The sequence below is a fragment of the Sulfitobacter sp. genome (assembly GCF_036960155.1).
Classification (GTDB): Bacteria; Pseudomonadota; Alphaproteobacteria; order Rhodobacterales; family Rhodobacteraceae; genus Sulfitobacter.
Genome location: NZ_JBALWB010000004.1, coordinates 108,164 through 130,796 on the forward strand (window position 1 = coordinate 108,164; position 22,633 = coordinate 130,796).

Genomic DNA, 22,633 nt, shown 5'->3' on the forward strand with positions numbered 1-22,633 from the left:
TTGCGTTACGGACGTTCTTTGCATGTAAAGAGAACTTTGGCGTTAGCCAGAGATTCCACTAATGATCTTTGCCAACACCTCGGGCTGCGAATAGAATGGCGAGTGGCTGGTTTCCATGCCGTGTATTTGCGTGCCTGGAACGTCATCACACATCTCATTTTGAGCCTGTAGCGAGATCGCGCGATCATTTGTACACTGAATATAATGCCGTTCATGGACCGCGATTTTCGTCGGTGTATAGATGTTCGGAATGGACGTGTTAATCACGGTCGCATTTTTCGCAGAAAGCGCCACATCCTCGTCAGAGCAATCACCATAGAATGCCTGACGAATCTGATCAGGTGCTTCTTCTTTCAAACGAATTCCAGCCCAATCATTTACGGGTTCCAACGCGCCAAACAGCGGGGCATTCACTGGATTTTCGGCATGGCCCATGATGTAGTCATTCGCCGTTTTTCCCGGAGCCGTCATGAACGCGGTCAGATAGATGAGCTTGGCAATCTTGCCCGGAATTTCTTCGGCCAAATAGCTTAGGCTTACACCACCCATTGAATGTCCAACCAGAACCACTGACTCAGACGATGCCTCGATCACAGCACGCAGGCTCGCCGTATAGGTTGCCATACTGTCGATTGCGTCCCACGCCGTGTTGTCATCGCCATGTGAGGCGTTGTTGATGCTCTGGGTCGTGTGACCCAATCCCTGCAATTGCTGCTCTAGTTTGTAAAAGCAGCCAGCCCAATGCCAAGACCCGTGTACGAGAATCATATTAGCCATGATGTTCCCTGTTCTCTTTGTGGTTTTTGAATTCGTTGTTTCGATTGCTCTAGAATGTTACGCTTACTCTGCCACAGGAAAAATGACTGGGAGTGCACAATGATTGACGGGGAAGGAACTGACGACCGCGGTTTACCGCCGGATGCACCCATCAATCCCAAAATCGACAAGCAATTTTGGTGTAGCTCGGATGTGGAGAGCTTTCGGGGATTCGAGTACTACAGAGACGGCATATGCCGCTCATTCATGGACCTGATCCCCGAGCCGGAGGCCCACAACGAGTGGAGTTTTCATGGATCAGTCGAGACAATGCCCATCGGTGTCGGGCGGCTCAATCGCGTCGTCGCAACATCGCATCTAGTCCGTCGCACAAAGGCAGAAATTGCGAATTCTAACGAGGAGTGTTTTTACCTCAACTATAAGACTCGCGGCGAATGCCAAATTCATCAATCCGATCACGTTTCTACGCTCAAGTCAGGTGATGTTGGTATATTTGACAGCGCTATACCCTTTGATCTGGAACACAGGCGCTGTCCCGAATTGGCGGTGTCATCCTTCATGCTGCCGCGACAATCGATAGAAGATCGTATGCGCGGGGATTTGCCGCGCAGGCCAATGATATTGTCGCGCCATCCCAAATTAGGGGCTCTTATCCGCGAAACGGCGTCAACATTGGCCCAAGAAGCTGACCGCATTTCTGTCGCAGAAGGTGCGCGCATGTACGACATGTTGCTGGACCTCGTGGCGATGGCCCTGTCATCGAATGAAGAAGCAGACAGCCTCCCTCGGACCAACCGCGCGCATGCACTTCTTCTTGCGGCAAAAAGCTATGTGGATCAGAACCACTTTCGGGGGGATATGAACCCAGATGTTGCGGCCAAAGCGCTTGGTATTTCAGTGAGATATTTGCACAAGGTTTTCGCTGAAAACGACGCGAGTTTCGCCGAGTACGTGCTTGGACGTCGGCTGGAGGCAGCTGCATCTACCCTCGCCACATCAGCATTTTTGCACCTCTCGATCTCTGAAGTTTCGCGGCGATGTGCGTTCTCCGACCCGGCGTATTTTCATCGCGTTTTCAAAAATTGTTTCGGATGCACCCCCGGCGATTGGCGCTCTAATCAACACCGATGATCAGATGGGGTGGCGTGAACACTCTTTCAGAAATAAGCGGACATTCCCCCGAGCACTTCGAACGGTAGCAAAGTCCGCAACTCGGTCATCGGGGTGGACCGAAGCGAATGGCAACGATGCATGGATCCAGCAGTTGGCCGGTCCAAACATGAATTCACAGACTGAGGGACAATGCGACCGGTTACTTAAGGAACGCTAAGCCACGTCTGATAGTCGCTCACCAGTAAATGTGAGGGCTGCACATCTTCTTCGACATTCGCAAAGCGGCCGATAGGTTCGCGAAAGATGTTGTCAGTTTCGTCGTCATTAACGGTCGAAACCTCGCCGATTAACACATCCCCACCTTCACCCCAGAACGCATGCCAATCGCCGGGCATCAAGGTCACACTTTCGCCAGGTGTGAGATGGAGCTTGTCACCCGCAGCGAAATCACGCCTGATGCCGTCACAAAACACGGAGCCCCCTCGATCTTCGGCGAACTTTCCCACATCGTCTGACCCGAACAGTTCAATAACCAGCGTCGCGCCGCCACGGTTGATGATATCTTCGGCCTTAAGAACATGGGTATGCATCGGGCTGAGTTGATCCTGTTTGGAGATCAGTAGCTTTTCAGCGTAACACATGCCCCCGCCCTGTTGCAGATCAGTCAAACGCCCGTTGCGCAGGGTAAAAAGGAACAGTCCCATCTTATCATATTCGCCCGCACCATAATCGGTGATGTCCCAGCCACAGCGCGAATCGATCACATTTTTTGCGTCAGCCCGTCGGGCTTTGAACTCGTCCGGTGACCAATAGGCAAATGGCGGCAAGGTGAAGCCGAACTGACGCATCATATCTTCGGATTGCGCAATAATGTCATTGATACGTGAGCGTTTCATGCCTTGGGTCTCCTGTGTTCAAACGCAGACGATCACATTTTGTGCTGCCGTTCGACTCCCATTTTGCCTAGTTTGGACATCGCCAGTTGCTGCGTCACCCTATGGCGGTTCAGAGCCCACAGTGACATTTTTCCGCAGCGTGGCGAATGTTAGTTATGAACAAGCTGAACGACGTCCGATCCCGCAGCGATGCCCGCGGACACACCTTCTGCGGAATCTTCAAAGACCAAGGTTTTGGCCGGTGGGAACCCCAGCTGCTGGATGGCATGAGCAAAAATATCTGGGGCAGGCTTTGGCAGGAGACTATCTGAGATTGAGACAATGGTGGCGAAGTAGTTAAGCAGACCCACGGCTTGCAAAGAGGCTGTTGCGATTTCGAATTCTGCGTTGGTTCCTACCGCCATTGGATGGGTTCGACCCAAGATGCGAACAAGTTCACCCGTTTCGGCAATCGGCGATACCACAGCCGTCGCACTAATAAACGCGTCAATGCTCTGTTTAGTGGCCAAGGCAATGTCCAAAGTCCCCGAGACCTCTAACGATAAGGCGGCCAAAAGCGATTGCCGATCAAGACCTGTACGCTGAGCGTACCAGATCCGATCCAAATCATGTCCTTGCGCGCGCACCGCGGTTCGAAACGACTGGAAATGCGCCTCACTGCTGTCGACCAATGTTCCGTCACAATCAAAAACCACGGCTTGGTAACCGCCTGCGATGACCTCAGAATGCCAGTTCTGTGGTGAGACGCGCCTTTGGCCACCACCGGAATGCAAGATACTATCCATAAGGCACACAATCTCCACTCTATGCCGCAACGAGACGTGCAAGATTAGCGTCGAACTGAATGGCCACGGTGTCGCCTTGTACAAAGGGTTTATCTGTCACGTTACTGATCACAAAGAGCGACCCGATCGCACTTTCTACGGTGTATTGGATTTCTTTCCCAAGGTAGGCTGCATAGCTGACCTCGCCTTTGATCCCTTGTTGGTCGGGAGGGGCAAGGAGTAAATTATGGGGGCGAAGCACCATTTTGGCATGGCCTTTTTGCAGCCCACCGTCACGGACCTTGTATTTTAGATTGTCCATGATGACGGTGGCTTCACCGTTCGTCACGCTCTCGATACTGCACTCTGGGAGATTGGCGTCCCCAATAAAATCGGCGATGAAAGCTGATTTCGGAGCCTCATAAAGATCGCTAGGCGATCCTTCCTGTGAAATCTCTGCGTTTTTCATCACGATAATGCGGTCCGAGACGGCCATCGCTTCTTCTTGATCATGGGTGACATAGACTGCCGTCAAACCAAGGCGCTGTTGGATTTGGCGAATTTCTTCGCGGACGTGGCGGCGTAATTTCGCGTCAAGGTTTGAAAGGGGTTCGTCCAAAAGCAGAACTTCGGGTTCCAGCACAATCGCACGTGCAACGGCAACACGCTGTTGTTGGCCACCCGAAAGTTCGCTTGGTAATCGGTCACCAAAACCTGCGAGGCCGACCAATTCCAACCCATGTTCCGCCCTTTGTGCAGCTTCCGCCTTGGGCATCGATTTTACAGTAAGCCCGTAAGCGACATTCTGTTCGACTGTCATGTGTGGAAACAAGGCGTAGGATTGGAACACCATCGACACCTTGCGGTAGGTTGCTGTTAAATGCGTGACGTCTTCGCCACCGATGTGGATTTTACCTGCGCTGGCCATTTCTAGCCCCGCAATGAGTCTTAAGGTGGTGGTTTTCCCGCATCCTGATGGGCCAAGCAGGGTGACTAGCTTACCGGGGTCAATGGTAAGATCGAGGCTGTTGAGGGCCGTGACCTCGCCGAATTTCTTGACGACGCTTTCGAAGCGCACGGAACCAGGGGTGGATTTTTTCATAAGTTTCTCCGGATGTTTGGCCTGGTTTCAAGCCGCTGTTTGGACGCGATCGGTGCGGCGCAAACGCCGCGATCCGACAAGAAGTTGAAGAAGCAGGATCACTGCGAGCATAGTGATGATCAACACAGCAGAATACGCAATCGCGAGGCCAAATTCACCATTCTCGACTCGTCCAACGATGAAGGAAGTCGCCATGTTGTGTTTAGCACTGACCAAGAAAATCACAGCACTGACCGAGGTGATAGCCCGCACAAAGCTGTAAGTCAGCGCCGCAAGGATTGCTGGCCCCATCAAGGGCAAGATCACGCGCCGCACTGTCGTAAAGCTGTTTGCGCCCAACGTGATCGAAGCCTCATCAAGGCTTTTGTCGAGTTGCGACATGGCCGCAATCCCGCCACGCACGCCGACGGGCATGTTGCGGAATACAAACACGATAATCAGGATGATGCTTGTGCCAGTGAGTTCAATTGGGGGAAAGTTGAACGCCATGATGTAGCTCACACCAATCACGGTGCCGGGAATGGCAAAACTGAGCATGGTTGAAAATTCAAACAGCTCTTTGCCCACGAACTTCTGGCGGACCAGAAGGTATGCGGTCGATAACCCAACGATCGCCGTCAACGGTGCCGCAATGGACGAAATGGTGAGCGTGGTAAAGTAACTGTCCCATGCCACGCCCGACAAGCGCCCCGTTGTGAAGTCGATCCCAAAGGCACGAATGTAGTGAGCGAAGGTAAAGCTGTGATCATAGCCCCAGAGTTTTACAAAGCTGCCAAACACGATCATCGAATAGACCACTGCTGTGAGGGCCGCCCAAGGCAACGCAGTGGCATAGCACAATGTTTTAACCATGGGGCTTAGCGATGCGTTCTGGCCGGAATCCGCTTTGCCTGTGATGGTCGCATAGGACTTCTTGCCCAACCACATACGCTGCAACAAGAACGCTGACAGCGTGAGAGTAAGGAGTGCGATTGCAAGAATCGCGGCCTTGGCAGGATCGGCTACAGCACCAACGATGGCGAAATATATCTCAGTTGATAGCACCGAGTAGCCGCTGCCTAGTACCAACGGATTGCCAAAGTCTGCGAGGCTTTCGATGAAACCTAACAGGAACGCATTGGCAAGACCGGGCCGCATGAGGGGCAGTGATACATAGCGGAAGGTTTGCCAGCGATCAGCATCCAGTGTTTGCGAAGCTTCTTCCATCGACGGGCTGACGCCTTGCACGACGCCAATCAACACGAGGAAAGCAATCGGTGTGAAAGACAATAATTGGGCGAAATAGACGCCCCAGAAACCATAAAGCCACCGCGTCTTCTCCATTCCAAATAGGTCAGCAGCAAAAGCGGTAACCGTGCCGTTCCGCCCGAACAATAAGATCAATGCGAGGCCGATAACGAAGGGTGGCGTTATGATCGGGATGACCGTAAGGACACGCAGCAGTTTCTTGGCCCGAAAGTCTGTACGGGTAAAGATCAGTGCAAACGAAAGGCCAAGCATCGTCGTGCCTAGGCCCGTAAGCACGGCAAGAAACACGGAATTGATTGCAACACCGCAGGACCGATCAGAGACGAGACACCTTAGCCCCCAGATATCACTACTGAAGAATCGCGGGAAAAAGCTGGTTAGGCTATAGCCGCCTTCAACTTCAAAGGCGCGAACCAGAATGTGCATGACAGGAAAAAATACAAAGACCCCGACAAGTGCGATAATCAAGCCGATGGTGCTGACGACGAAGGCATCGCCACGTCCTTTGCCGGTTTGCGACATGGAAACGGTCAGCGCGAACAATAGACCAGCGATGCACATGGCGGCACCGACGCCCATACCGGGCTGGCCTGCGGTGATGGCATCACCTGTCAAGAGACCCTCGAGAACGCGCGGACCTGCCCGCACAACGATTAGGCCTTGCAAGGCAGTCCAAAGGAGACCCATTGCCGCAAGTCCCAATGTGTTTTGGGCGCGTTGCACCGGACTTTTCATGCTAAATGCGGTGGCCATGGCGGCGAGCAACAGAAGTCCTATCGGTGCTAGCCACCATTGACCCGACATCGCCAGCCAAAGTCCGCTTGAAGGTGCCCCATCCATCAGCCATTCAAATGATAAGAAGCCAGCGTCCGTCATGTGCCAAGGCAGCACAGCAAAGCCAACCAACCCGGTTGCGAGCCAGACCAAAACCGTTCGTTTCATAATTAAGTCCAATGAAGTGAGAGAGAGGGTGCCCCAAAAATGCGGGGCACCCAATGGCCGGCGTTATGCAAAAGAGGCGCGCCGACAGGGAGGTCTACTGTGCAGGGTCACTTACGTCAGAGTCCCAGCGTGCCAACAACCGCGCCCGTGTCTCGCTCGATCCATAGGTTGCGAAATCGTAGTCGATCAATTTGATCGACGCGAGGTCGGGCGATTCCGGTGCAACTTCTGCATTGGAGTTTGAAGGGACTTGGAAAGATCCTGTTTCCGGTGCACGTGACTGGATATCAGCGCGAAGGGCAAATTCGACCCACGCCTTGGCACCTTCAAAGTTGCGCGCGCCTTCAATGATGCTAACAGCCCCGACCTCATAACCGGTGCCTTCGCATGGGGCGACTGCAACCAGCGGGAAACCTTGTGCGGCGAGGTTGACCATGTCATGCATGAAGCCAATGGACACACCAGTTTCGCCACGTGCGGCTGCCTTGGATGGGGCCGAACCTGACTTGGTATATGAGTTCACGTTCTCACCGATGGCGGCAAGTTTTATGTATGCTTCATCTTCGCCGAACAACTGAACGAATGTTGCAAGCTCCGTATACGCTGTGCCAGAACTGTTTGGGTTAGCCACCTGGATTTCGCCCACAAAACGGGAATCTTCCAAATCCGCCCAGCATGCTGGCGGAGCAATGTCCTTCTCTGCCAAAATCTCGGAATTATAGGCCATCGCTAAGGCACCAGCATAAATGCCGATGGTCTTACCTTCAGAAATGGTCGCCATGTTCTGCGCCCATCCAAGCAATTCTGACGTATCCACGCCCGAAGGCTGGCTTAACCCTTCTTCGGCTGCAATCAAATGTGGATCGCCGGTGCCACCCCACCATACATCAATCTTTGGATTGCCTGCTTCGGCCCGGATTTGCGCCAATGTCTCACCTGTCGATTTGCGGACCATCAGGACGTCGGTGTCAGGATTTTCAGCTTCAAAAGCTGCGACCATCAAATCGCACCAATCTTGTTCCGCGCTGCAGACAACGCTAATTTCGTCAGCAGATGCAGCCGTGGCACCCGCGATCATCAAAACGGCTGATGAGACCAAACCAAATTTATTCATGCCTTCCTCCCAGAAGTATTTCTGCCAACACGGATGTGTCTCCGATCGGCTTGGTCAGCTTAGGGGGTGATCGCGAAAACGCAGACTCTGCGTCCATTAACAATGCTACAGGTGCGAGGGTTTCTGGTTAACAGTATTACAAAGTGTCGGTGTTTTGTAATATTTGAAACGATTAAAGCTGAGACGGAAGGACAGTTTGTCAGTAGGCTCGGTATCAGGTCGACAGAAAGCTGATGAATGAATCGTGCTAAGATTGGGATTGTGGACGACGAAGTTGGCATGCGCGATGCGCTGGTTGCTTTGCTGACCGAAAACCAATTTGATCCAGTCCCCATGGAAAGCAGTGCTGATTTCTTGGTAATCCGCAAGTCCGTCGACTTTGATCTGGTCCTGATCGACCTGCAACTCAAGGGCGAAAGCGGTCTCGCGTTGGCGATGGACATTCGCCGCAAGGGTGATCTGCCCATCGTGATGTTGACTGGCCGGGGCGACGAAACCGACAAGATTGTCGGGCTAGAGGTGGGCGCGGATGACTATTTACTCAAACCCTTCAATCCACGCGAGTTGATTGCCCGTATTCGCGCAGTGTTGCGCAGGTATGGCAAAGGGGCCAGCGCGCCTGTGTCGCTGGATAGAAATGATCAGAATATCGCGTTGGGAGAGCTGGTCGTAGACCGGTCAAATAAGATTGTCAGCAGGCGAGACGGCGATGAAGTGCCTTTGACCAATGCTGAATATAGACTGCTCGATTTCTTTCTTGATCGGCCCAATCAGATCATTCCCCGTGTTGATTTACTCGCCGAAATTGGCAGTGATCTGACCCGTTATATGGACCGTACGATTGACGTTTTGATCCTGCGATTGCGCCGCAAGATTGAGGAAAATCCGTCAAAGCCAGTTCATCTTCAAACGCGCCGGGGCCAAGGGTATATCTTTGTCACCGAGACTATAAGACCAAGTCAGTGAGTTTTTTTAGTCTGCGGACTGTGCGCGGGAGACTCTGGGCGGCTTTGACGCTCTTGGCGATTGCCGTATTGGCGGCAAGTGCGGTGACTTGGCTTGCGTTGCAACGGGTTGATGCGCGTCTGCAGGATTTGCACCAAAAAACACTTAGTCAGGTGGCCCAAGCGCTCGATTTGTCGAAACGATCTTCTGATCTGGCGACATCTGCCCCGTATCTTTTGAACCAACGGTCGAATTTCCTGATCGAACAAGAAGGGGCAAAACTGCTGACGGTTCTGGATCGCGTTCGGACCGATTGGCCAGAGACCCGTTTTGATGAGACGCAAGATGCTCAACCACCCGTATCGGATATTCTGGATAATATGGCCGCAGGTGTCACCGATCTTGTCGCGGCGTCGAGTCGTCTTGATGCGTTGCAAGCGCAATTGCGCGATCACACAGCAGTTCTTGGTATTCTCAGGACTACAGCGACAAGTGCTACTGCTTCGCCGGGTGAAGATGATGCGACACGGCTGATCTGGTGGTCGCTGCAAAGTATGAACGCCGATGCGTTGAATGCAGCTTATGCTGGGAACCTAATAGGCGTTGGTGAAGAGCAACGGCATTATCTGCGGCAGCGCGAGAAACTTGGCGCGGCCCCACTTAACCCAAAACAAGTGTTGTTCCTTGGCCGTCTTGAGGATGTGGTCTGGGGAAATATAGGCGTTTTTGAACTGCGACGTCACGAGCTTTCCAGCAATCTGGAGGCTCAAAACGCGCTGTTTCGCATTCGCCATGATGCGAACCGCATTAATGAGCTTGCGGGCGAATACGCAGATCAAGCTGAGGCGTTTCTGGCCGGTGAGAGGGCTGCTTCATCTCGCACGATATGGGTGGCACGCATGTCCGTAGCCGCCATTAGCGTTGTCAGCCTTGTCTTGGCAATAACCGCGGCAATCTACGTTTCGCAATACGTGACGTTCAACATCACACGGGTCTCAGCGGCGATGGTCCGGCTTGCAAATGGGGACCGTGCGAGTGCGCTACCACGCCGCCTTGGCGGTAAGGACGAGATCGGAGACCTCTTTCGGTCTTTTCGAAGCTTCCGGGCAAACGCCTTGCGACTGGACCGGTCCAACCGGCAACTTGACCAGCGCAACGCGCTGTTTGAAAAGGTATTCACAAATATTTCGGACGGCATCGCCATTGCCGATCCAACGGGTCGCGTATCAGCTCGGAACCCAGCTTTCCTTAAAATCCTGCAACTGCCGGATAGATCGCCAGAGGTCGCTTCGTTTGTAGATTGGCTGTATCAAGGACGTTTTGCCGATGCTGCACAGCGCATTGGCCTCAAGCATGATCATCGTGGCCATTGCGAGTTGGTGTCGTCAGATGGACAGGTGTTAGACATACGTGCCAGCAAATTGCCCGACGATGGTCGCGTCTGGCTTTTGGCGGATGTCACGGAACGTCGTAAGATGTCAGATCGGCTGCAACAAATTGATCGTATCGAAACGCTTGGTAAGGTTGCAGGTGACACAGCCCATGATTTTGCCAACATCCTGTCAACCATTCGAACCCATGCGCATCTGCTTGAAACACGAGGCCATGACGACGCAAGCGAAAGCCTTGATGCTATTGGAAATGCTGTTGATTTTGGCGCATCGTTAACCGATCGCCTTTTGGCGTTTGCCCGCAAGCAAAGCCTGACACCTGAGTTAGTGAACCTTAACGCGTTGATTGAAGGGATGGTTGATCTGGTTGAGATTGGCCTCAAACCAAACGTACAGTTAGATATCACATTACCTGTGACCCCACTGCATGTACGTGTTGATCCGGGTCAGCTGGAAGCCGCGCTATTGAACCTGCTGTTGAACGCCAACAACGCGGTTCCTGACGATGGGCGCATCAAAGTCAAACTTGATCAACAGGGCACAAATCAAGCGCGTATTCTGATCGAAGACGACGGACATGGCATGCCTATGGATGTTCTCGATCGCGCGATTGAGCCCTTCTTCACTACGCGGGAAGGCGAAGGAGGAACAGGGCTTGGCCTATCCATTGTCTACGGTTTCATCCGGCAAACTGGCGGGCATTTGAATATCGAAAGTGAAGTCGCGCGTGGCACGCAAATTGAAGTTCTGTTGCCACTTGCGGTGGCTGATAAAGTGCAGACGCATGCAGCTTTTGCAAAGGCATGCTTGCTTGTAGAGGATGACCCAAGAACGCGAGTATCTGTCAGGAAGATTCTTGAAGATCTCGGATATGATGTCACAACAAGCGACACGGGCCAGTATGCGCAGACATTACTCCAGCAAAACCGTTTTGATCTGTTGCTAAGCGATCTTGATCTCGGCGGGGCCATCGATGGCCTTGATCTCGTCGAGACGGCTTGGGGCGCATCGCACAAAGTAAAGACCATCATCATGTCGGGCAATTCATCAGCGAAGAAGGTTGTACCGGATCATACGACGTTCATCGAAAAGCCAGTCACATGCGGCAAGCTTACTTATATTCTTGAAACGGAAGAGCACACCTGAAATTGTCAGAAGCGGATATAGGATCAATCGTAGCGAATTCACACTTTGTCCCGCAGCCTGTGAATTCGACCTCTGATCTTTGCTGCACTCTGCATGAATGTCTTGTTTCCCCGCTACGCGGCAGCACCCAGTTTTACGCTGACGCAGCATTTTCCACGCTGCGAGCGCACGCAGTAGGAAAACTGAATTCACACAATGGGCTCATTGCCAACTTTCGCCGCACGCCACACGAAAGGCCGCTGTCGAGGAATAGGTGAAACTTTGCAAAGGTCACTATCTGCGCAAAGCTGCCATTGATGCAAATGGCGTCTAACGGCAGCTCCCAGCCCAAAGCGGACATCGCCCTCAGGCATCTTCGGCGGATTGCGGTCGTTCGTTGCGATAGTTAACTATTGGAGGTCGCGGCGGAACAACCGTCATTTCATTCACAGAACCAATCCTTCTTAGGGGACCCGCCGAAGCAACATATCTACTATTTTGCTTCCGTATTTCTTACGGAGGCTATCAACGAAACTGGGTTCTACATCTATCGCAAATGCTATTAGACCACCTAACTTTGCGTAGTCTTCCACGGAAAGTTTGCCATGAAGGCTATGATGCACCATCGAACTGATTTTTCGTTTCCGCTCGCGTCCCAGCGATATCCTGTTGTCTGGAGTGAGTACTAATCCGGTTACTCGGCGGTTTGTCCTTTTGGAGACAAGTTTGGTTTTTTTTGCGTTGAGACGCAAATTGACCCATTTAGCGTCTGACAAGGCGCATTTTACCGCACCCATTGTCTCATCAAAATTCAAAAAACCTCGGCCAGAAAAAGTAATGTCGTCGGCATAGCGTGTATAAATGAGGTTTTGGGACACAGCAAATTCAGACAGTTTAGCGTCCACATCAAAAAGTAAGCAGTTTGAAAGTAATGGGGAGGAAGGTGCTCCAATTGCAAGATTAGTAGGTTCAACCGAACCTGCACCCCAGAATAGAATTTTGCTGGTGAAATTGATCTGTTCGGCGGTCCATTTTGGAAAGTGTGCTGAGGCAAACTGTTCCCAATTATCGACCACCAAATTATTGAAGAAATCTTCAAAATCCAACTTCATCACGACACGCGATTCTGCATGACGCTTAGCGTTCTCCTTTATTGAACTGCCAGCAACATATGCCATAGCAGATGGATGGACTGGCAACCCGCTCAGTACGCTTCGGACGAAGTACCGCTGAATAGCTTTCAATTCGCGCGCCGGGTGGCAAATTATCCGTTCACCACCTGATCTCTTCGGAATTTTCCAAACGTAATAACGCTTTGGAGCGGTTTCGACCAAAGAAAGCAACTCAGACTTTGTCAATCCACACTCTTTTGCAGTATTTAGGACAAGTAAGTTTTCAGGACTCTGCATTCTTGTGCTCCCAAAAAATTTCAACCCTATCCTTGTCGTCAATTTTCCCAGCGTCGGAGATTTCCCTTATCCATCGCAAGGTGTCCCGATCTTTGTCCGCAGTGCCCTTCTTCCAAGATATTTTAAGCGGCAGGTCAACGACTTGGGAAACGTAATAGTCGAGCTTTCCATGTTTTACAGGCTTTAGTAACTCACAAATTATGAGGATATCGAGGCAACGCCGAATATCATTGTCGTTGAACTTCTCTCCCACCACTTCGGACGCTTTGAGAGCCATCTTTATTTCCTTGAACTTCGCTGCTCTCAGAGCATGGCAGATTGCAAGCACAAGGTAGATTCTGTGACCAATGTTGTCCCTTTTAAAAATCTCTTCTTTTCCATTGGAAGCGACTGCCTTCATAGCTTCAGGAATGTCGGAGACCATTTTGTCCAAAACATATTCGGCGGCGCTAACTACGCCAGCCTTGCTAGTTTGCCAACTAAACCCCAGAACTTGAGGGTTATCATGATATTGATTGTAGTATCCAAGCGCACCACTCGTGATAAACGAGGCTGGATAGGAATGATCGCTGAGCATGATAATTACAAGCTTTTCGCTTATTTCTTCAACTTTCACAAAAGAACCAAGTTCACAGATTGAACCTGCGCTTTCTACTATCAAGAGAACATTACTCACAACGGCAGCTATGTACTCCTCTAGGTCTAGAAGGTTTTCAAAATGGCTGTCGGCTAGAGCGTTCACGGCTTCTTCTGCAAAAAGAATTCTAGAGCCCTGAAACTCGCCGGGTTCGCTCGTTTTACTGGAATGATTTATCAACAACTCGCGCATGGAAAACGGCGCAGATTCATTTCCGTTCGATTTGCCGCCACAAACAAAGACTAGTTTTCTCGGAAATACTATTCTCGATTTTGTGAAGTCAATCGCACCAAAAAAATTATGTACCAGCTCAGGAAACAATGGGCTTTACCTTAGCAAGGCTCGGAGGGGCCTTGGATTTTATTTGACTTGAGCGAGAGCGAATGGCGAAGGAAATACGAGGACCATTCGAGGCGACAATGTCGTTCAATTAATACATATCTGGCGAAGCGCCCGACAAGGCTTGTAGCCTAAACGCGTAAAGCAAATACAACTTCGAACATGCAAGTAACGAAGTCAAGGCCACATTGAACGAATGTCCGCTTCGGCTGGGCACGTCGCGGCACATCAATACTCAATGGCGGATTTGGGCCGGACGCGCGACTTTGCAAAGTACACTAACTGCGCAAAGCCGCCGTTAGTATGAAATGCGTCTAATGACTGTTCCCAGCCCAAAGCGGACACAACACTGTTTTCCTCACGTCATGAAAGCAGACCTTTGCTAAGCAACACAAACAATGCCTATTGATGGAGCGCAGATATAGAAATTGGCTGCGTCGTATCTAAGGGACGTTATTGAACATGCCAACAACCGCTTTTTCATCTCGCTTTAAGCGAGAACTCGACCCTGAGCAGCTTCTGATGTTGATGGGGGCAGATCCCATTGCAGCTATCTCGCCAGAACACCGAGAGTTTATCAGCAACGATGTAGTTTGTTCATCTTGCGGTGTCACTGGCGCTCAAATCGTAAGCCAAACAAAATCGCGAGCTACTGCAAAAGCAATTCGCCAACCTCATTTCAGGTTTCGGAGTCCAATCGGACAAGACGCACACAACAAATTCTGTGAATTTAACGAGGAAGCCACCCGCAGTTCTGAGCTTTTCCTGATCAATTTTGCGGATGAGCGTAGTGCAGAGACTCGGTTCATTCGGAGCCTCGTTTGTAAAGGCATAGAGAATGGTATCTTTGATCAACAATCGATCCGTGAAATGCGCCAATGGTTTTTCGAGCTGAAATGCAAAACTCGTATTCGAATGACCACGAAAACAGCCGCCATCAATTGGATGGAAGGGCTGGTCAGACACATAGGGTATCGCGAGCCATTCCAGCCGGGCAAGGCCGAAAAGTTGAATTTTAATTGGAAACAGGCAGCAAGGTTTAGTTTCGCGGAAGATCATTCTCAACTCTTGGAATTTCTACGGCAAAAACGCGTCGCGTCGCGTTTCCCGATTTCCTCCTTCACGCGGGCCAAGGCACTATCAAAGACGCACTTTGAACAGGATGTCTTGGATACCTCCATTTTACGACCATATTATACGAAAGCTGTCGATTTGGCCGCTTTTGTCGCAATTGGCCCTGATTCTCCTATTAAGAAAGCGTGCTCTGCTGGATACTATAAGTCTGGCGCACCGACTTACCTTCTTGCGCTCTGCGCGCTACTTCTCTTTGTTTCAAAATGGGAACTGGATGACGCCAAGGAGTTAGTCACAAAACTATTCCTTGCGCCAATGGCGAGCGACCAGACGTTAGGAAATGTAATGGGGTTAAACCCTTTCCATGACTATGGAGCCTGGGAAGTCCTAGCTATCGCTTCTGAACTTGCCGCCCTTAGCCCGGCTAACCCTGATCTAGATAAAATCCTAGAGGAGACTGAGGCGCGCTTACGTGAGGAGCACAGGCTTTGGCGAGAAGCTACAAACGAATGACAGCTTTCGGGAAGTATCCTCGACTTTGCAAAGTACACTTTCTGCGCATAGCTGCCGTTGGTGCAAATGGCGTCAAATGACCGCTCCCAGCCCAAAGGAGACATAGCCATTTGTCACATCGGCGGAGAGCAGCCCTTCGCTGCAAGCGCGAGATCGAAAAAGCGGCGCGAAGAAAGCGGACGCTCAGGGCATCTGCCCGTTTTTTCTGTTGTGCAAACGCGGCGAATGGCGGCAGTGAGCCCATACCTACCGACTTGCTGCGAAGTGTCGAAAGTCCGCTATGCGCAACAGGGCTTGCCTTCTTGGATCGGTGGGCAAGGCACTGTTGCGTATGAACAGTACACACAACAATCCCCTTCGAGCGGCTTCAAGACCGCCTGGCAAGACTTGCATTCATAGAACCACTGACACGCGTCGGTAGGCATGGTTTCAGTTTCCACGTGCCCGCAAGATGGACAGGTCAATGTGGATTCTAAAACTACTTTTGTTGTTTCCGTCGCCATAGCGCGTACCCCGTCAGTATGAGAAAACCTGCCAAGATCGGCAGCAAAACAGCGTCGTTGTAAAGTGCGCCAAGCAGGCCAGCCAGACCAAGCGCAGTAAGCACAATGGGCAACAACGGCGTGAAACAGCAAAGGATTGCGAGGATTGTTCCGCCCACTCCAAGTGCCAGTAATTTGTTCTTCATCGGGTCGATCTCCATAAATCCCACATAAACCGTTGTGCTGAGGCTTCCCAATATGGCGATGACAGCGCAACCAAGAATGCAATGGTGGCGAGGAATGCCCAGACGATCGCAGATCGCCTACGCTTTGCACAGGCTTTGGGCGATATCACACGATACCATGCCCAGATGAGCGCTATGGCGACAGCGACAAGGATAAAACCGCGATATGCTATGAAAAGCCCAAGCATGGTGAGCCATGTGCCGCCAAAACCGATGATGGACAGACCGATTGGCAACACGCAGCATGAAGCTGACAACAGTGCCAGAAGTGCCGCGAGTGGAATGACCAGCCGCGCGGCTACGCCGGTGTCAGTTTCGGTTTGTTGATTTGCGCTCAGGTCCATTTTGCGTTTCTAACTCCTGTAGTGGCTACAGGAGCAAGTAAAATGTTTACGATTGGCAAGGCATCAGGACAAAGCGGCGTTAACATCGAAACGATCCGCTATTATGAACGCGAAGGCATTGTTCCTAAGCCGGGCCGTTCAGCGGGTGGGCGTAGGCTCTATTCAACCGATGAAATTGCCACATTGAGGTTTGTGCGGCGATGTCGAGACTTGGGTTTCCCAATCTCAATCATCCAGACCTTCCTGTCGCTGACTGAACAAGATGATCGAAGTTGCGGCGAGGTGAAGACGTTGGCGGAAAATCATCTGGATGAAATCAACGCCAAGATCAAAACCCTGACACGCCTCCGTGAAGCGCTTCTGAGTTTGTCCGCGAATTGTGATGACGGGACTGCGGCTTGTCCGATGCTAAACTCTCTCATGAGAGATGGCTTTAGCGAAAAATGATCAGAGCAAAGCAGCCATTGGAGCAGCTGCAGCGAACGGCAGTTTCGTCCGCTGAGCAGACCTTAATACCTCAATAATGCTGCGGCGACGTATCAATGTCTGCTTCGTGGAAGCTGCGTCGCAGCGTGCGGGGCCAACGCGAGCGGTAATTTTGGGCCGTTCGCGCGACTTTGCAAAGTACGCTTTCTGCGCATAGCTGCCGTTGATCCAATTGGCGTCTAACGGCAACTCCCAGCCCAAAGGAGACATAGCCATTTGTCACATCGGCGGAGAGCAGCCCTTCGCTGCAAGCGCGAGATCGAAAGAGCCGCGCGAAGAAAGCGGACGCTCAGGGCATCAGCCCGTTTTTTCTGTTGTGCAAACGCGGCGAATGGCGGCAGTGAGCCCACTTCGACCGATGCTGCAAGCGGCACGGATGTCAGCATGCGATTGCCATACTGAGCTCGGGCAGTTGGTCGACATGCACTATGGCAAAGAAAATTGACTACGCTGCAGCCCTTGTGAGGTTCTGGTGTGGTTGAATTAGATCAGCTAGCCGTTTTGCGCTTACTAGAATGCCCTTTTAGGTGCTGACTCTGCCTTTGGTAGCGTTGGGTGGCTTAATGGCCTATGATTGTCGAACAACGGGCCTCTATGGCTTTGCGATTGGGGTGGGTATGTGAACTTTGCCGGGCAATGATGGATCAAATGACGAACAGGTTTGGTTGAATCTTCCTGTTAAGAATGGACTGCCTCGATTGGAGCGGCCTGAGGACATTTGCGATGAAAATTATAGTCGATGGATGTTCCTCATGCGAATGTACCATGATGCGGCATACGGGAACTACCTTGCCCAGTCTTATCTACTCTATGCTTCTTATCAGCTTGTTGAAGAGCTTGGGGGGGACGGTCAAATGTTTCGACGACGCGTGTACGAGGCACATTTGATAGGGTGGCCCAAGCCTAGAAATGGTTGGCCGTTCCCGTTTGAAGTCAAAATGCTCTAGCGGTTGTATCTGACGACTGGGAACCGAATTCTGGTGAGTCATCGCGCACTGTCTTTCAACCCTTCTTTCGTGGCGCGTTACATTCAGGGAGTGGTAGGTCAGTGTCCGTCGTAGGGGGTGTTTCCTTGGAGCTAAATCACGTTCTGAGTGGGCTAGAATGCCGCTTTAGGGGGTGTGGTTGCCTTTGGTGTAGGGTTAGCAGTCAAGGCGATGATGTTGGCTAATCGGCACTGGTACAGGCTTTATGCCTCATAGTGGCTGTTGGATCAGTTTCACTAAGCAACTTGGTGACATGAAGGGCGGAGAGCCGCCATTCACTGCGCCCGCAAATCCAATTGGGCAACATGATGAAAGCGGACGCTCGGGGCTGTGATCCAGTTTTTTCGATGTGCAAACGCAGCTAACGGCGGCAGTGAGCCCATTCTACCGGATGCTGCGGAAACGACCAATGGCAGTGAACCACAAGAAGCTGACATTTAAAGTTGGAACTGTTACGCAGATATACAGGCCAAAGAACCAATGTAGAAAGCTTCTTAAATGACCTCAGAATTCCAACATTGGATTGACCAAAATCTCCCAAGCCAAGACGGCAAGACAATCCTGATTACAGGGGGGAATTCCGGGATAGGCTACTATGCGGCCTTGGCTCTGGCGAAAGCCGGTGCGCACGTTGTTATTGCAGGTCGAAACCCCGGCAGGATCGAGCAAGCCATCAAAAGCATCGAAGCTGAAGGGGTAGCTGGACATGTTGAGGCCAGAATTGTCGATCTGGCAAGTTTGGCGTCCGTAAAGCAGTTCTCAGAACAATTTAGAATTTCCCATCCAAAGCTGGATGTTCTTATTAACAATGCAGGCGTGATGATGCCGCCTGAGGGCAAGACTGAAGACGGTTTCGAGAGCCAGTTCGGGGTCAACTTCTTGGGTCATTTTGCGCTGACCGGGCTCCTTTTTGATCGTTTGCAATCGACGGCTGGTTCAAGGGTTGTGACGCTCAGCAGCATTGCACATAGGGGCGCGCAGATCGATTTTGACAACTTGCGGCTGGAAAAACCCTACGATCAAAAGCGCGAGTACTACCAAAGTAAATTGGCTGACCTTCTGTTCACCTTGGAACTTGCGCGCCGCGTTGATGCAAAAGCGGCGTCCGTGCTATCCGTCGCCTGTCATCCCGGGTTCACAAAAACGGAACTGCAACGACATGTTGACCCTGCAATGCTTGCGAAAATGACTTTCATGGAGGCTTGGCAGGGTGCGCTGCCGACATTGCTCGCTGCGACAGGGGAGAATGTTATGCAGGGAGATTATTATGGGCCCGATGGTCCGGGCGAATTGGGCGGTTTCCCCGCGATTGGCGAGATCGACGCCTCCGCGCGGGATGCTGGCGTTGCGAAGCGGCTTTGGGAGGTTGGGCAGGACGCGACGGGCATTGCCTTTCCCTAAGAACTGCCAGAACATCGGCCAAGAGTATAACATTTTTTAATGAGGCAAGGTTTATGCGAGATCAGCAATTTGAACCGCCGCGCGTGTCTAGGCGCAGAGTGCTATCAACTGCGTTTGCAGGCGTTTGCGGTATTGCAACCTATGCTACCGTCTTGCCCACGGCGGCCAAAGCCGCAGGAAACGAAAGTGCTCAGATGAACCCAACCAATCTCATCACTGCTCTGCGATCAATTGGAACGCCTGGTTGTCTGGCTGCTGCTGATAGATTGGAAGCAGTAATCGGATCACAGGCCGGATTTGATCTGCATCTGCGGCGCGCAGGGTTAAAACAAGCAGATGCACAGGTTTTAGCGGACGGAATGTTGCGAGCTAATGCTGGAAATGCGCTTTCCCTTAGGTCCTTCAGCGCAAGCTATAACCCAGAATTGGGAGACGTTGGTGCTGCCACATTAGCCACTGCCTACCCGGCGTCCATGACAGCATTGGGACTTGTAGGGTGCTCTGTTGGAGATGCAGGTGCCCGCCCGATCTTGGAATGGGCTCGCAGTGCGCCTAATCTCAAGATGATTTGCGTAGAGGGAAACAATTTTTCGGCTGGTATAAAAATCCAGTTCCGAGATTTGGCGTCTCTTGGCGGTAATATGCTGGTGGTGGTTTGATCTTACCGAGCCTTTGAAGATCAGACAGAAAATGAGATCATAATTGTCGATAAATGCGTAAAGCCGCCATTGGCGCAGCTGCAGCGAATTCACACTTTGTCCGCACAGCCGACCTTAATTCCTCAATAATGCTGCGGCGACGTATCAATGTCTGCTTCGGGGAAGCTGCGTCGCAGCGTGCGGGGCCAACGCGAGCGGTAATTTTGGGCCGTTCGCGCGACTTTGCAAAGTACGCTTTCTGCGCAAAGCTGCCATCGATGCAAATGCCGTCTAATGGCAGCTCCCAGCCCAAAGCGGACATAGCCATTTGTCATATCGGCGAGAAACAGACGTTCGCTGCAACTGGACCCAATGTCAGCTTTCGATAACAAGCGTGGAAGGCATCATTCAAACGGCAGCGACCGTCCGTATTGCGAGTTGATCCGCTTTGAGATGTTTTTTTCCCTCTCACGGACAAATTCGGGCAGCTTCTCTACATTCCAGAGCGATTGATCCTCTGGTATCATCTGTTTCTGCACGAACTCTTCATCACGGCTAACGATCCAATGCTCGAATGGAGTGTCGCTTTTCTCACGGTTCTCTCTCCCAAGCAAAAGCTGCAGATTTCCGAGGCGGTCTACACTCGCAAGAATTTCAACAATTTTATGTTCTGGAATGTTCATTGCCATAAGTTTGTCTCGGTTGGCTAATGACCGAGGGATAATATGATCAATGTGATAGCCTGTAGTGCCCCACGGTTGACCTTCGTAGAGTAAGCTAAGCGCAAGAAAGCAGTTTCGCTTTCCATATGAAATTTCGAATAGGCTGTGAATATTGTCTTCGTTAAAGGACGCCAATCGGCCGCGGCGAGCCAGCCCTAATATAAGCTCAGAAGCGGGAAAGTCGTCATTGGTGCGTAGTGTTTCCTTGATCAATCCTCGAGAGACGGAGATCGCCTGGTCCGAGGTTCCGCTAAAGGCTCCGTTCAGCAAGCTTCCAAGCAAGAACTTTTGAACGAGGACAGCATTCCTGGCATCGAATGCAGATGTGCCATCCAAAGTTTGTCCGCTGTTGTGCAAGTAGTACGCGATAGGCATTAGCGCATTTGTAGAGGTTAGTGTTTCCTTGTCGATTCCGAGAGAGTTAACTAATCTGAGCGTTGCTTCGAGTGTCTTTTTAATTTTGGGCCAATTATCTTCTATTATCGATAGGTTCAAATTTGTAAAATTATTAACCTTATAAGTCACATCCAAATCGCTTAGGACTAACGATGCTTTCATCAGAAAGTCTTTGCTCAGATCGTTACGTGCATCCAATCCGTCATTGAGATAGTCTACGAGGTCAAAAATCTCTTGGCGGGCACTCACGCCTTTCCATTTCGAAGTAATCATGGACAACAACAGGTCCGATTTCGACAATTTTGTCCCCCCGTCATTTGCTCGAATGAAAATATCGAGAACACGGTCAAGAGATTGATCTTTCTCAGTGTAGTAGGCGATCACGTCATCCTTCCAAACCACCCTGTAGAGGCGATCAAGATTTTGCTCGATTGTGCGTTTTTCGAAACGCGTCAGTTCTTTTGGTAGGTCGTCGATGATGCCGTCGACCATAGCATAAAATGCATCATCAGACGTGCAGTCTAATATGGCACCTACCTTGAACCATAAATGGTCCGAGCTGTTTAGTGGCATGTGCTCAAAGAACTTCAATCCGTAAGAAATGCCAATATCAGATTCGCCGTCTTCATCGTCAGATTTCGGTGACTTTAGAAGGTCCAAATACAACCTTTGCTTTGTCCAAGCGTCTGGGTTTTTCTTTCGCGCATATTTTCTGCGAGTAGTGTATGTTCCACGAAGGCCAATCAGCAAAGAAGTCAGCCGCTGCTGTCCATCTAAAACTAAAGTGATTTCTCGACCATCTGTTTCTGCCAACTCGTTATGCATGCCCCCCTGGCGAAAATTATCAATGAACTTATAAATCTCCCAATCCGCACGTCTGGTCTCATCAAGCTCCCAAAAGAGAAAGGAGCTGATCGGATACCCCTTCAAGAGAGAGTCAAAAAGAGCGACAATCTGAGATGTTTCCCAAACATAGGGCCGTTGTATTGCAGGTAGAAATATTGAATTGTTAATTCGATCCACAATACCAGAGATTTTAGTTGAGGAATAAGCCTCGATTCTCAAAGCTACACCCTGCCCATTCTCAGCGTATCGCTCCCACATGCTTTCCGATTCAATGACAGGAGTTACACATAAAATACGATATCCTTGCATAAACTCATTGAGTTCTGAAATGAGTGTCTCGGATTTGTTCCTTAATTGGTCGACGTCAAATTCGCCATTATCCGTTGCTTTAGCGGGCATATTGCCTTTCATACAAAGAACCGTATCACTTTTTTCACTTGATAATCCAGTTTATGTCAAAGCGATTGGCTGAACGGAAGCCTGGGTAAGTGGAGAATTAGAGGATCGCTTTAACGATAAGAGAGTTCTAAACTCGCATTATCGCTGTGATAATTAAGCCTATAGGCCCAAGCAACGCGCCCAGTATCGCCCCGCGTCCACCGTCTAAAGCACCTCGATACCAGCACATATAAGTGCGACTACAACAAGAATTTCCAGAATCTACTCCAAAAGTTCAGTATCCAATATACTTAGAGTAA

At 50.9% G+C, this 22,633-nt stretch carries 19 protein-coding genes; 7 read left to right on the top strand and 12 right to left on the bottom strand.

The genetic code is table 11. The features are described from left to right. Positions 1 to 42 precede the first annotated feature (42 nt). Positions 43 to 777 carry an alpha/beta fold hydrolase gene (locus V7775_RS11945; RefSeq protein WP_335752127.1) on the bottom strand — a complete coding sequence of 245 codons (735 nt, stop codon included), beginning with the start codon at positions 775 to 777 and terminating at the stop codon, positions 43 to 45. Positions 778 to 876: 99 nt separating this feature from the next. On the opposite strand from V7775_RS11945, the gene V7775_RS11950 reads away from it, so the two are divergent. After that, positions 877 to 1,908 (top strand): helix-turn-helix domain-containing protein, encoded by a 1,032-nt coding sequence (locus V7775_RS11950; protein WP_335752128.1) that lies wholly within the window; start codon positions 877 to 879, stop codon positions 1,906 to 1,908. Between the two features lie 185 nt (positions 1,909 to 2,093). On the opposite strand, the gene V7775_RS11955 is transcribed toward V7775_RS11950, so the two are convergent. The 5 genes from V7775_RS11955 to V7775_RS11975 form a co-directional block, all read right to left on the bottom strand. Next, positions 2,094 to 2,786 carry a D-lyxose/D-mannose family sugar isomerase gene (locus V7775_RS11955; RefSeq protein ID WP_335752129.1) on the bottom strand — a complete coding sequence of 231 codons (693 nt, stop codon included), beginning with the start codon at positions 2,784 to 2,786 and terminating at the stop codon, positions 2,094 to 2,096. Between the two features lie 149 nt (positions 2,787 to 2,935). After that, the gene (locus V7775_RS11960) at positions 2,936 to 3,571 is read right to left on the bottom strand and encodes an HAD family hydrolase (protein WP_335752130.1); all 636 of its coding nucleotides are present in this window, start codon (positions 3,569 to 3,571) and stop codon (positions 2,936 to 2,938) included. A gap of 19 nt (positions 3,572 to 3,590) precedes the next feature. Beyond that, positions 3,591 to 4,652 (bottom strand): ABC transporter ATP-binding protein, encoded by a 1,062-nt coding sequence (locus V7775_RS11965; RefSeq protein ID WP_335752131.1) that lies wholly within the window; start codon positions 4,650 to 4,652, stop codon positions 3,591 to 3,593. A gap of 27 nt (positions 4,653 to 4,679) precedes the next feature. Further along, positions 4,680 to 6,842 (bottom strand): ABC transporter permease, encoded by a 2,163-nt coding sequence (locus V7775_RS11970; protein WP_335752132.1) that lies wholly within the window; start codon positions 6,840 to 6,842, stop codon positions 4,680 to 4,682. Positions 6,843 to 6,936: 94 nt separating this feature from the next. Continuing rightward, a complete protein-coding gene (locus tag V7775_RS11975) occupies positions 6,937 to 7,956 on the bottom strand; it encodes an ABC transporter substrate-binding protein (protein WP_335752133.1) in 1,020 nt (339 codons plus the stop codon). Between the two features lie 237 nt (positions 7,957 to 8,193). On the opposite strand from V7775_RS11975, the gene V7775_RS11980 reads away from it, so the two are divergent. Further along, the gene (locus V7775_RS11980) at positions 8,194 to 8,922 is read left to right on the top strand and encodes a response regulator transcription factor (protein WP_335752134.1); all 729 of its coding nucleotides are present in this window, start codon (positions 8,194 to 8,196) and stop codon (positions 8,920 to 8,922) included. Beyond that, positions 8,919 to 11,438: an ATP-binding protein gene (locus tag V7775_RS11985; protein ID WP_335752135.1), complete on the top strand. Its 2,520-nt coding sequence runs from the start codon at positions 8,919 to 8,921 to the stop codon at positions 11,436 to 11,438. The genes V7775_RS11980 and V7775_RS11985 overlap by 4 nt, the downstream gene beginning before the upstream one ends. A gap of 443 nt (positions 11,439 to 11,881) precedes the next feature. On the opposite strand, the gene V7775_RS11990 is transcribed toward V7775_RS11985, so the two are convergent. Both V7775_RS11990 and V7775_RS11995 read right to left on the bottom strand, forming a co-directional pair. Beyond that, complete coding sequence (locus V7775_RS11990; protein ID WP_335752136.1) at positions 11,882 to 12,826, bottom strand: retron St85 family RNA-directed DNA polymerase; 945 nt, start codon at positions 12,824 to 12,826, stop codon at positions 11,882 to 11,884. Further along, on the bottom strand, positions 12,813 to 13,784 hold the full coding sequence (locus V7775_RS11995; protein WP_335752137.1) for a retron St85 family effector protein: 972 nt from the start codon (positions 13,782 to 13,784) through the stop codon (positions 12,813 to 12,815). The genes V7775_RS11990 and V7775_RS11995 overlap by 14 nt, the downstream gene beginning before the upstream one ends. Positions 13,785 to 14,264: 480 nt before the next feature. Here V7775_RS11995 and V7775_RS12000 point away from each other — a divergent pair, with 480 nt between their 5' ends. Next, positions 14,265 to 15,389 (top strand): hypothetical protein, encoded by a 1,125-nt coding sequence (locus V7775_RS12000; protein WP_335752138.1) that lies wholly within the window; start codon positions 14,265 to 14,267, stop codon positions 15,387 to 15,389. 278 nt (positions 15,390 to 15,667) lie between these two features. Here the strand turns inward: V7775_RS12000 and V7775_RS12005 are convergent, their stop codons facing one another. From V7775_RS12005 to V7775_RS12015, 3 genes are read right to left on the bottom strand one after another with little or no spacing between them, the layout of a single operon-like run. Next, a complete protein-coding gene (locus tag V7775_RS12005) occupies positions 15,668 to 15,892 on the bottom strand; it encodes a GDCCVxC domain-containing (seleno)protein (protein ID WP_335752139.1) in 225 nt (74 codons plus the stop codon). Then, positions 15,868 to 16,077: a mercury resistance system transport protein MerF gene (gene merF, locus V7775_RS12010; RefSeq protein WP_335752140.1), complete on the bottom strand. Its 210-nt coding sequence runs from the start codon at positions 16,075 to 16,077 to the stop codon at positions 15,868 to 15,870. The genes V7775_RS12005 and merF overlap by 25 nt, the downstream gene beginning before the upstream one ends. After that, on the bottom strand, positions 16,074 to 16,460 hold the full coding sequence (locus V7775_RS12015) for a mercuric transporter MerT family protein (protein WP_335752141.1): 387 nt from the start codon (positions 16,458 to 16,460) through the stop codon (positions 16,074 to 16,076). Before V7775_RS12015 ends, merF begins: the two co-directional genes overlap by 4 nt. 42 nt (positions 16,461 to 16,502) lie before the next feature. Here V7775_RS12015 and V7775_RS12020 point away from each other — a divergent pair, with 42 nt between their 5' ends. From V7775_RS12020 to V7775_RS12030, 3 genes are all read left to right on the top strand, one after another. Further along, positions 16,503 to 16,907, top strand: a complete 405-nt coding sequence (locus tag V7775_RS12020) for a MerR family transcriptional regulator (protein ID WP_335752142.1) — start codon at positions 16,503 to 16,505, stop codon at positions 16,905 to 16,907. A gap of 1,523 nt (positions 16,908 to 18,430) precedes the next feature. Next, positions 18,431 to 19,333 (top strand): oxidoreductase, encoded by a 903-nt coding sequence (locus V7775_RS12025; RefSeq protein WP_335752143.1) that lies wholly within the window; start codon positions 18,431 to 18,433, stop codon positions 19,331 to 19,333. 98 nt (positions 19,334 to 19,431) lie between these two features. Continuing rightward, positions 19,432 to 19,992, top strand: coding sequence for a hypothetical protein (locus V7775_RS12030; RefSeq protein ID WP_335752144.1), 561 nt, complete (start codon positions 19,432 to 19,434; stop codon positions 19,990 to 19,992). Between the two features lie 383 nt (positions 19,993 to 20,375). On the opposite strand, the gene V7775_RS12035 is transcribed toward V7775_RS12030, so the two are convergent. Then, complete coding sequence (locus tag V7775_RS12035; protein WP_335752145.1) at positions 20,376 to 22,346, bottom strand: DUF262 domain-containing protein; 1,971 nt, start codon at positions 22,344 to 22,346, stop codon at positions 20,376 to 20,378. Between the last annotated feature and the right edge of the window lie 287 nt (positions 22,347 to 22,633).

Coding starts and splice junctions, on each gene's coding strand:
- V7775_RS11945 (WP_335752127.1), bottom strand. CDS start 777: ATGGCTAATATGATTCTCGTACACGGGTCTTGGCATTGGGCTGGCTGC.
- V7775_RS11950 (WP_335752128.1), top strand. CDS start 877: ATGATTGACGGGGAAGGAACTGACGACCGCGGTTTACCGCCGGATGCA.
- V7775_RS11955 (WP_335752129.1), bottom strand. CDS start 2,786: ATGAAACGCTCACGTATCAATGACATTATTGCGCAATCCGAAGATATG.
- V7775_RS11960 (WP_335752130.1), bottom strand. CDS start 3,571: ATGGATAGTATCTTGCATTCCGGTGGTGGCCAAAGGCGCGTCTCACCA.
- V7775_RS11965 (WP_335752131.1), bottom strand. CDS start 4,652: ATGAAAAAATCCACCCCTGGTTCCGTGCGCTTCGAAAGCGTCGTCAAG.
- V7775_RS11970 (WP_335752132.1), bottom strand. CDS start 6,842: ATGAAACGAACGGTTTTGGTCTGGCTCGCAACCGGGTTGGTTGGCTTT.
- V7775_RS11975 (WP_335752133.1), bottom strand. CDS start 7,956: ATGAATAAATTTGGTTTGGTCTCATCAGCCGTTTTGATGATCGCGGGT.
- V7775_RS11980 (WP_335752134.1), top strand. CDS start 8,194: ATGAATCGTGCTAAGATTGGGATTGTGGACGACGAAGTTGGCATGCGC.
- V7775_RS11990 (WP_335752136.1), bottom strand. CDS start 12,826: ATGCAGAGTCCTGAAAACTTACTTGTCCTAAATACTGCAAAAGAGTGT.
- V7775_RS12000 (WP_335752138.1), top strand. CDS start 14,265: ATGCCAACAACCGCTTTTTCATCTCGCTTTAAGCGAGAACTCGACCCT.
- V7775_RS12005 (WP_335752139.1), bottom strand. CDS start 15,892: ATGGCGACGGAAACAACAAAAGTAGTTTTAGAATCCACATTGACCTGT.
- merF (WP_335752140.1), bottom strand. CDS start 16,077: ATGAAGAACAAATTACTGGCACTTGGAGTGGGCGGAACAATCCTCGCA.
- V7775_RS12015 (WP_335752141.1), bottom strand. CDS start 16,460: ATGGACCTGAGCGCAAATCAACAAACCGAAACTGACACCGGCGTAGCC.
- V7775_RS12020 (WP_335752142.1), top strand. CDS start 16,503: ATGTTTACGATTGGCAAGGCATCAGGACAAAGCGGCGTTAACATCGAA.
- V7775_RS12025 (WP_335752143.1), top strand. CDS start 18,431: ATGACCTCAGAATTCCAACATTGGATTGACCAAAATCTCCCAAGCCAA.
- V7775_RS12035 (WP_335752145.1), bottom strand. CDS start 22,346: ATGAAAGGCAATATGCCCGCTAAAGCAACGGATAATGGCGAATTTGAC.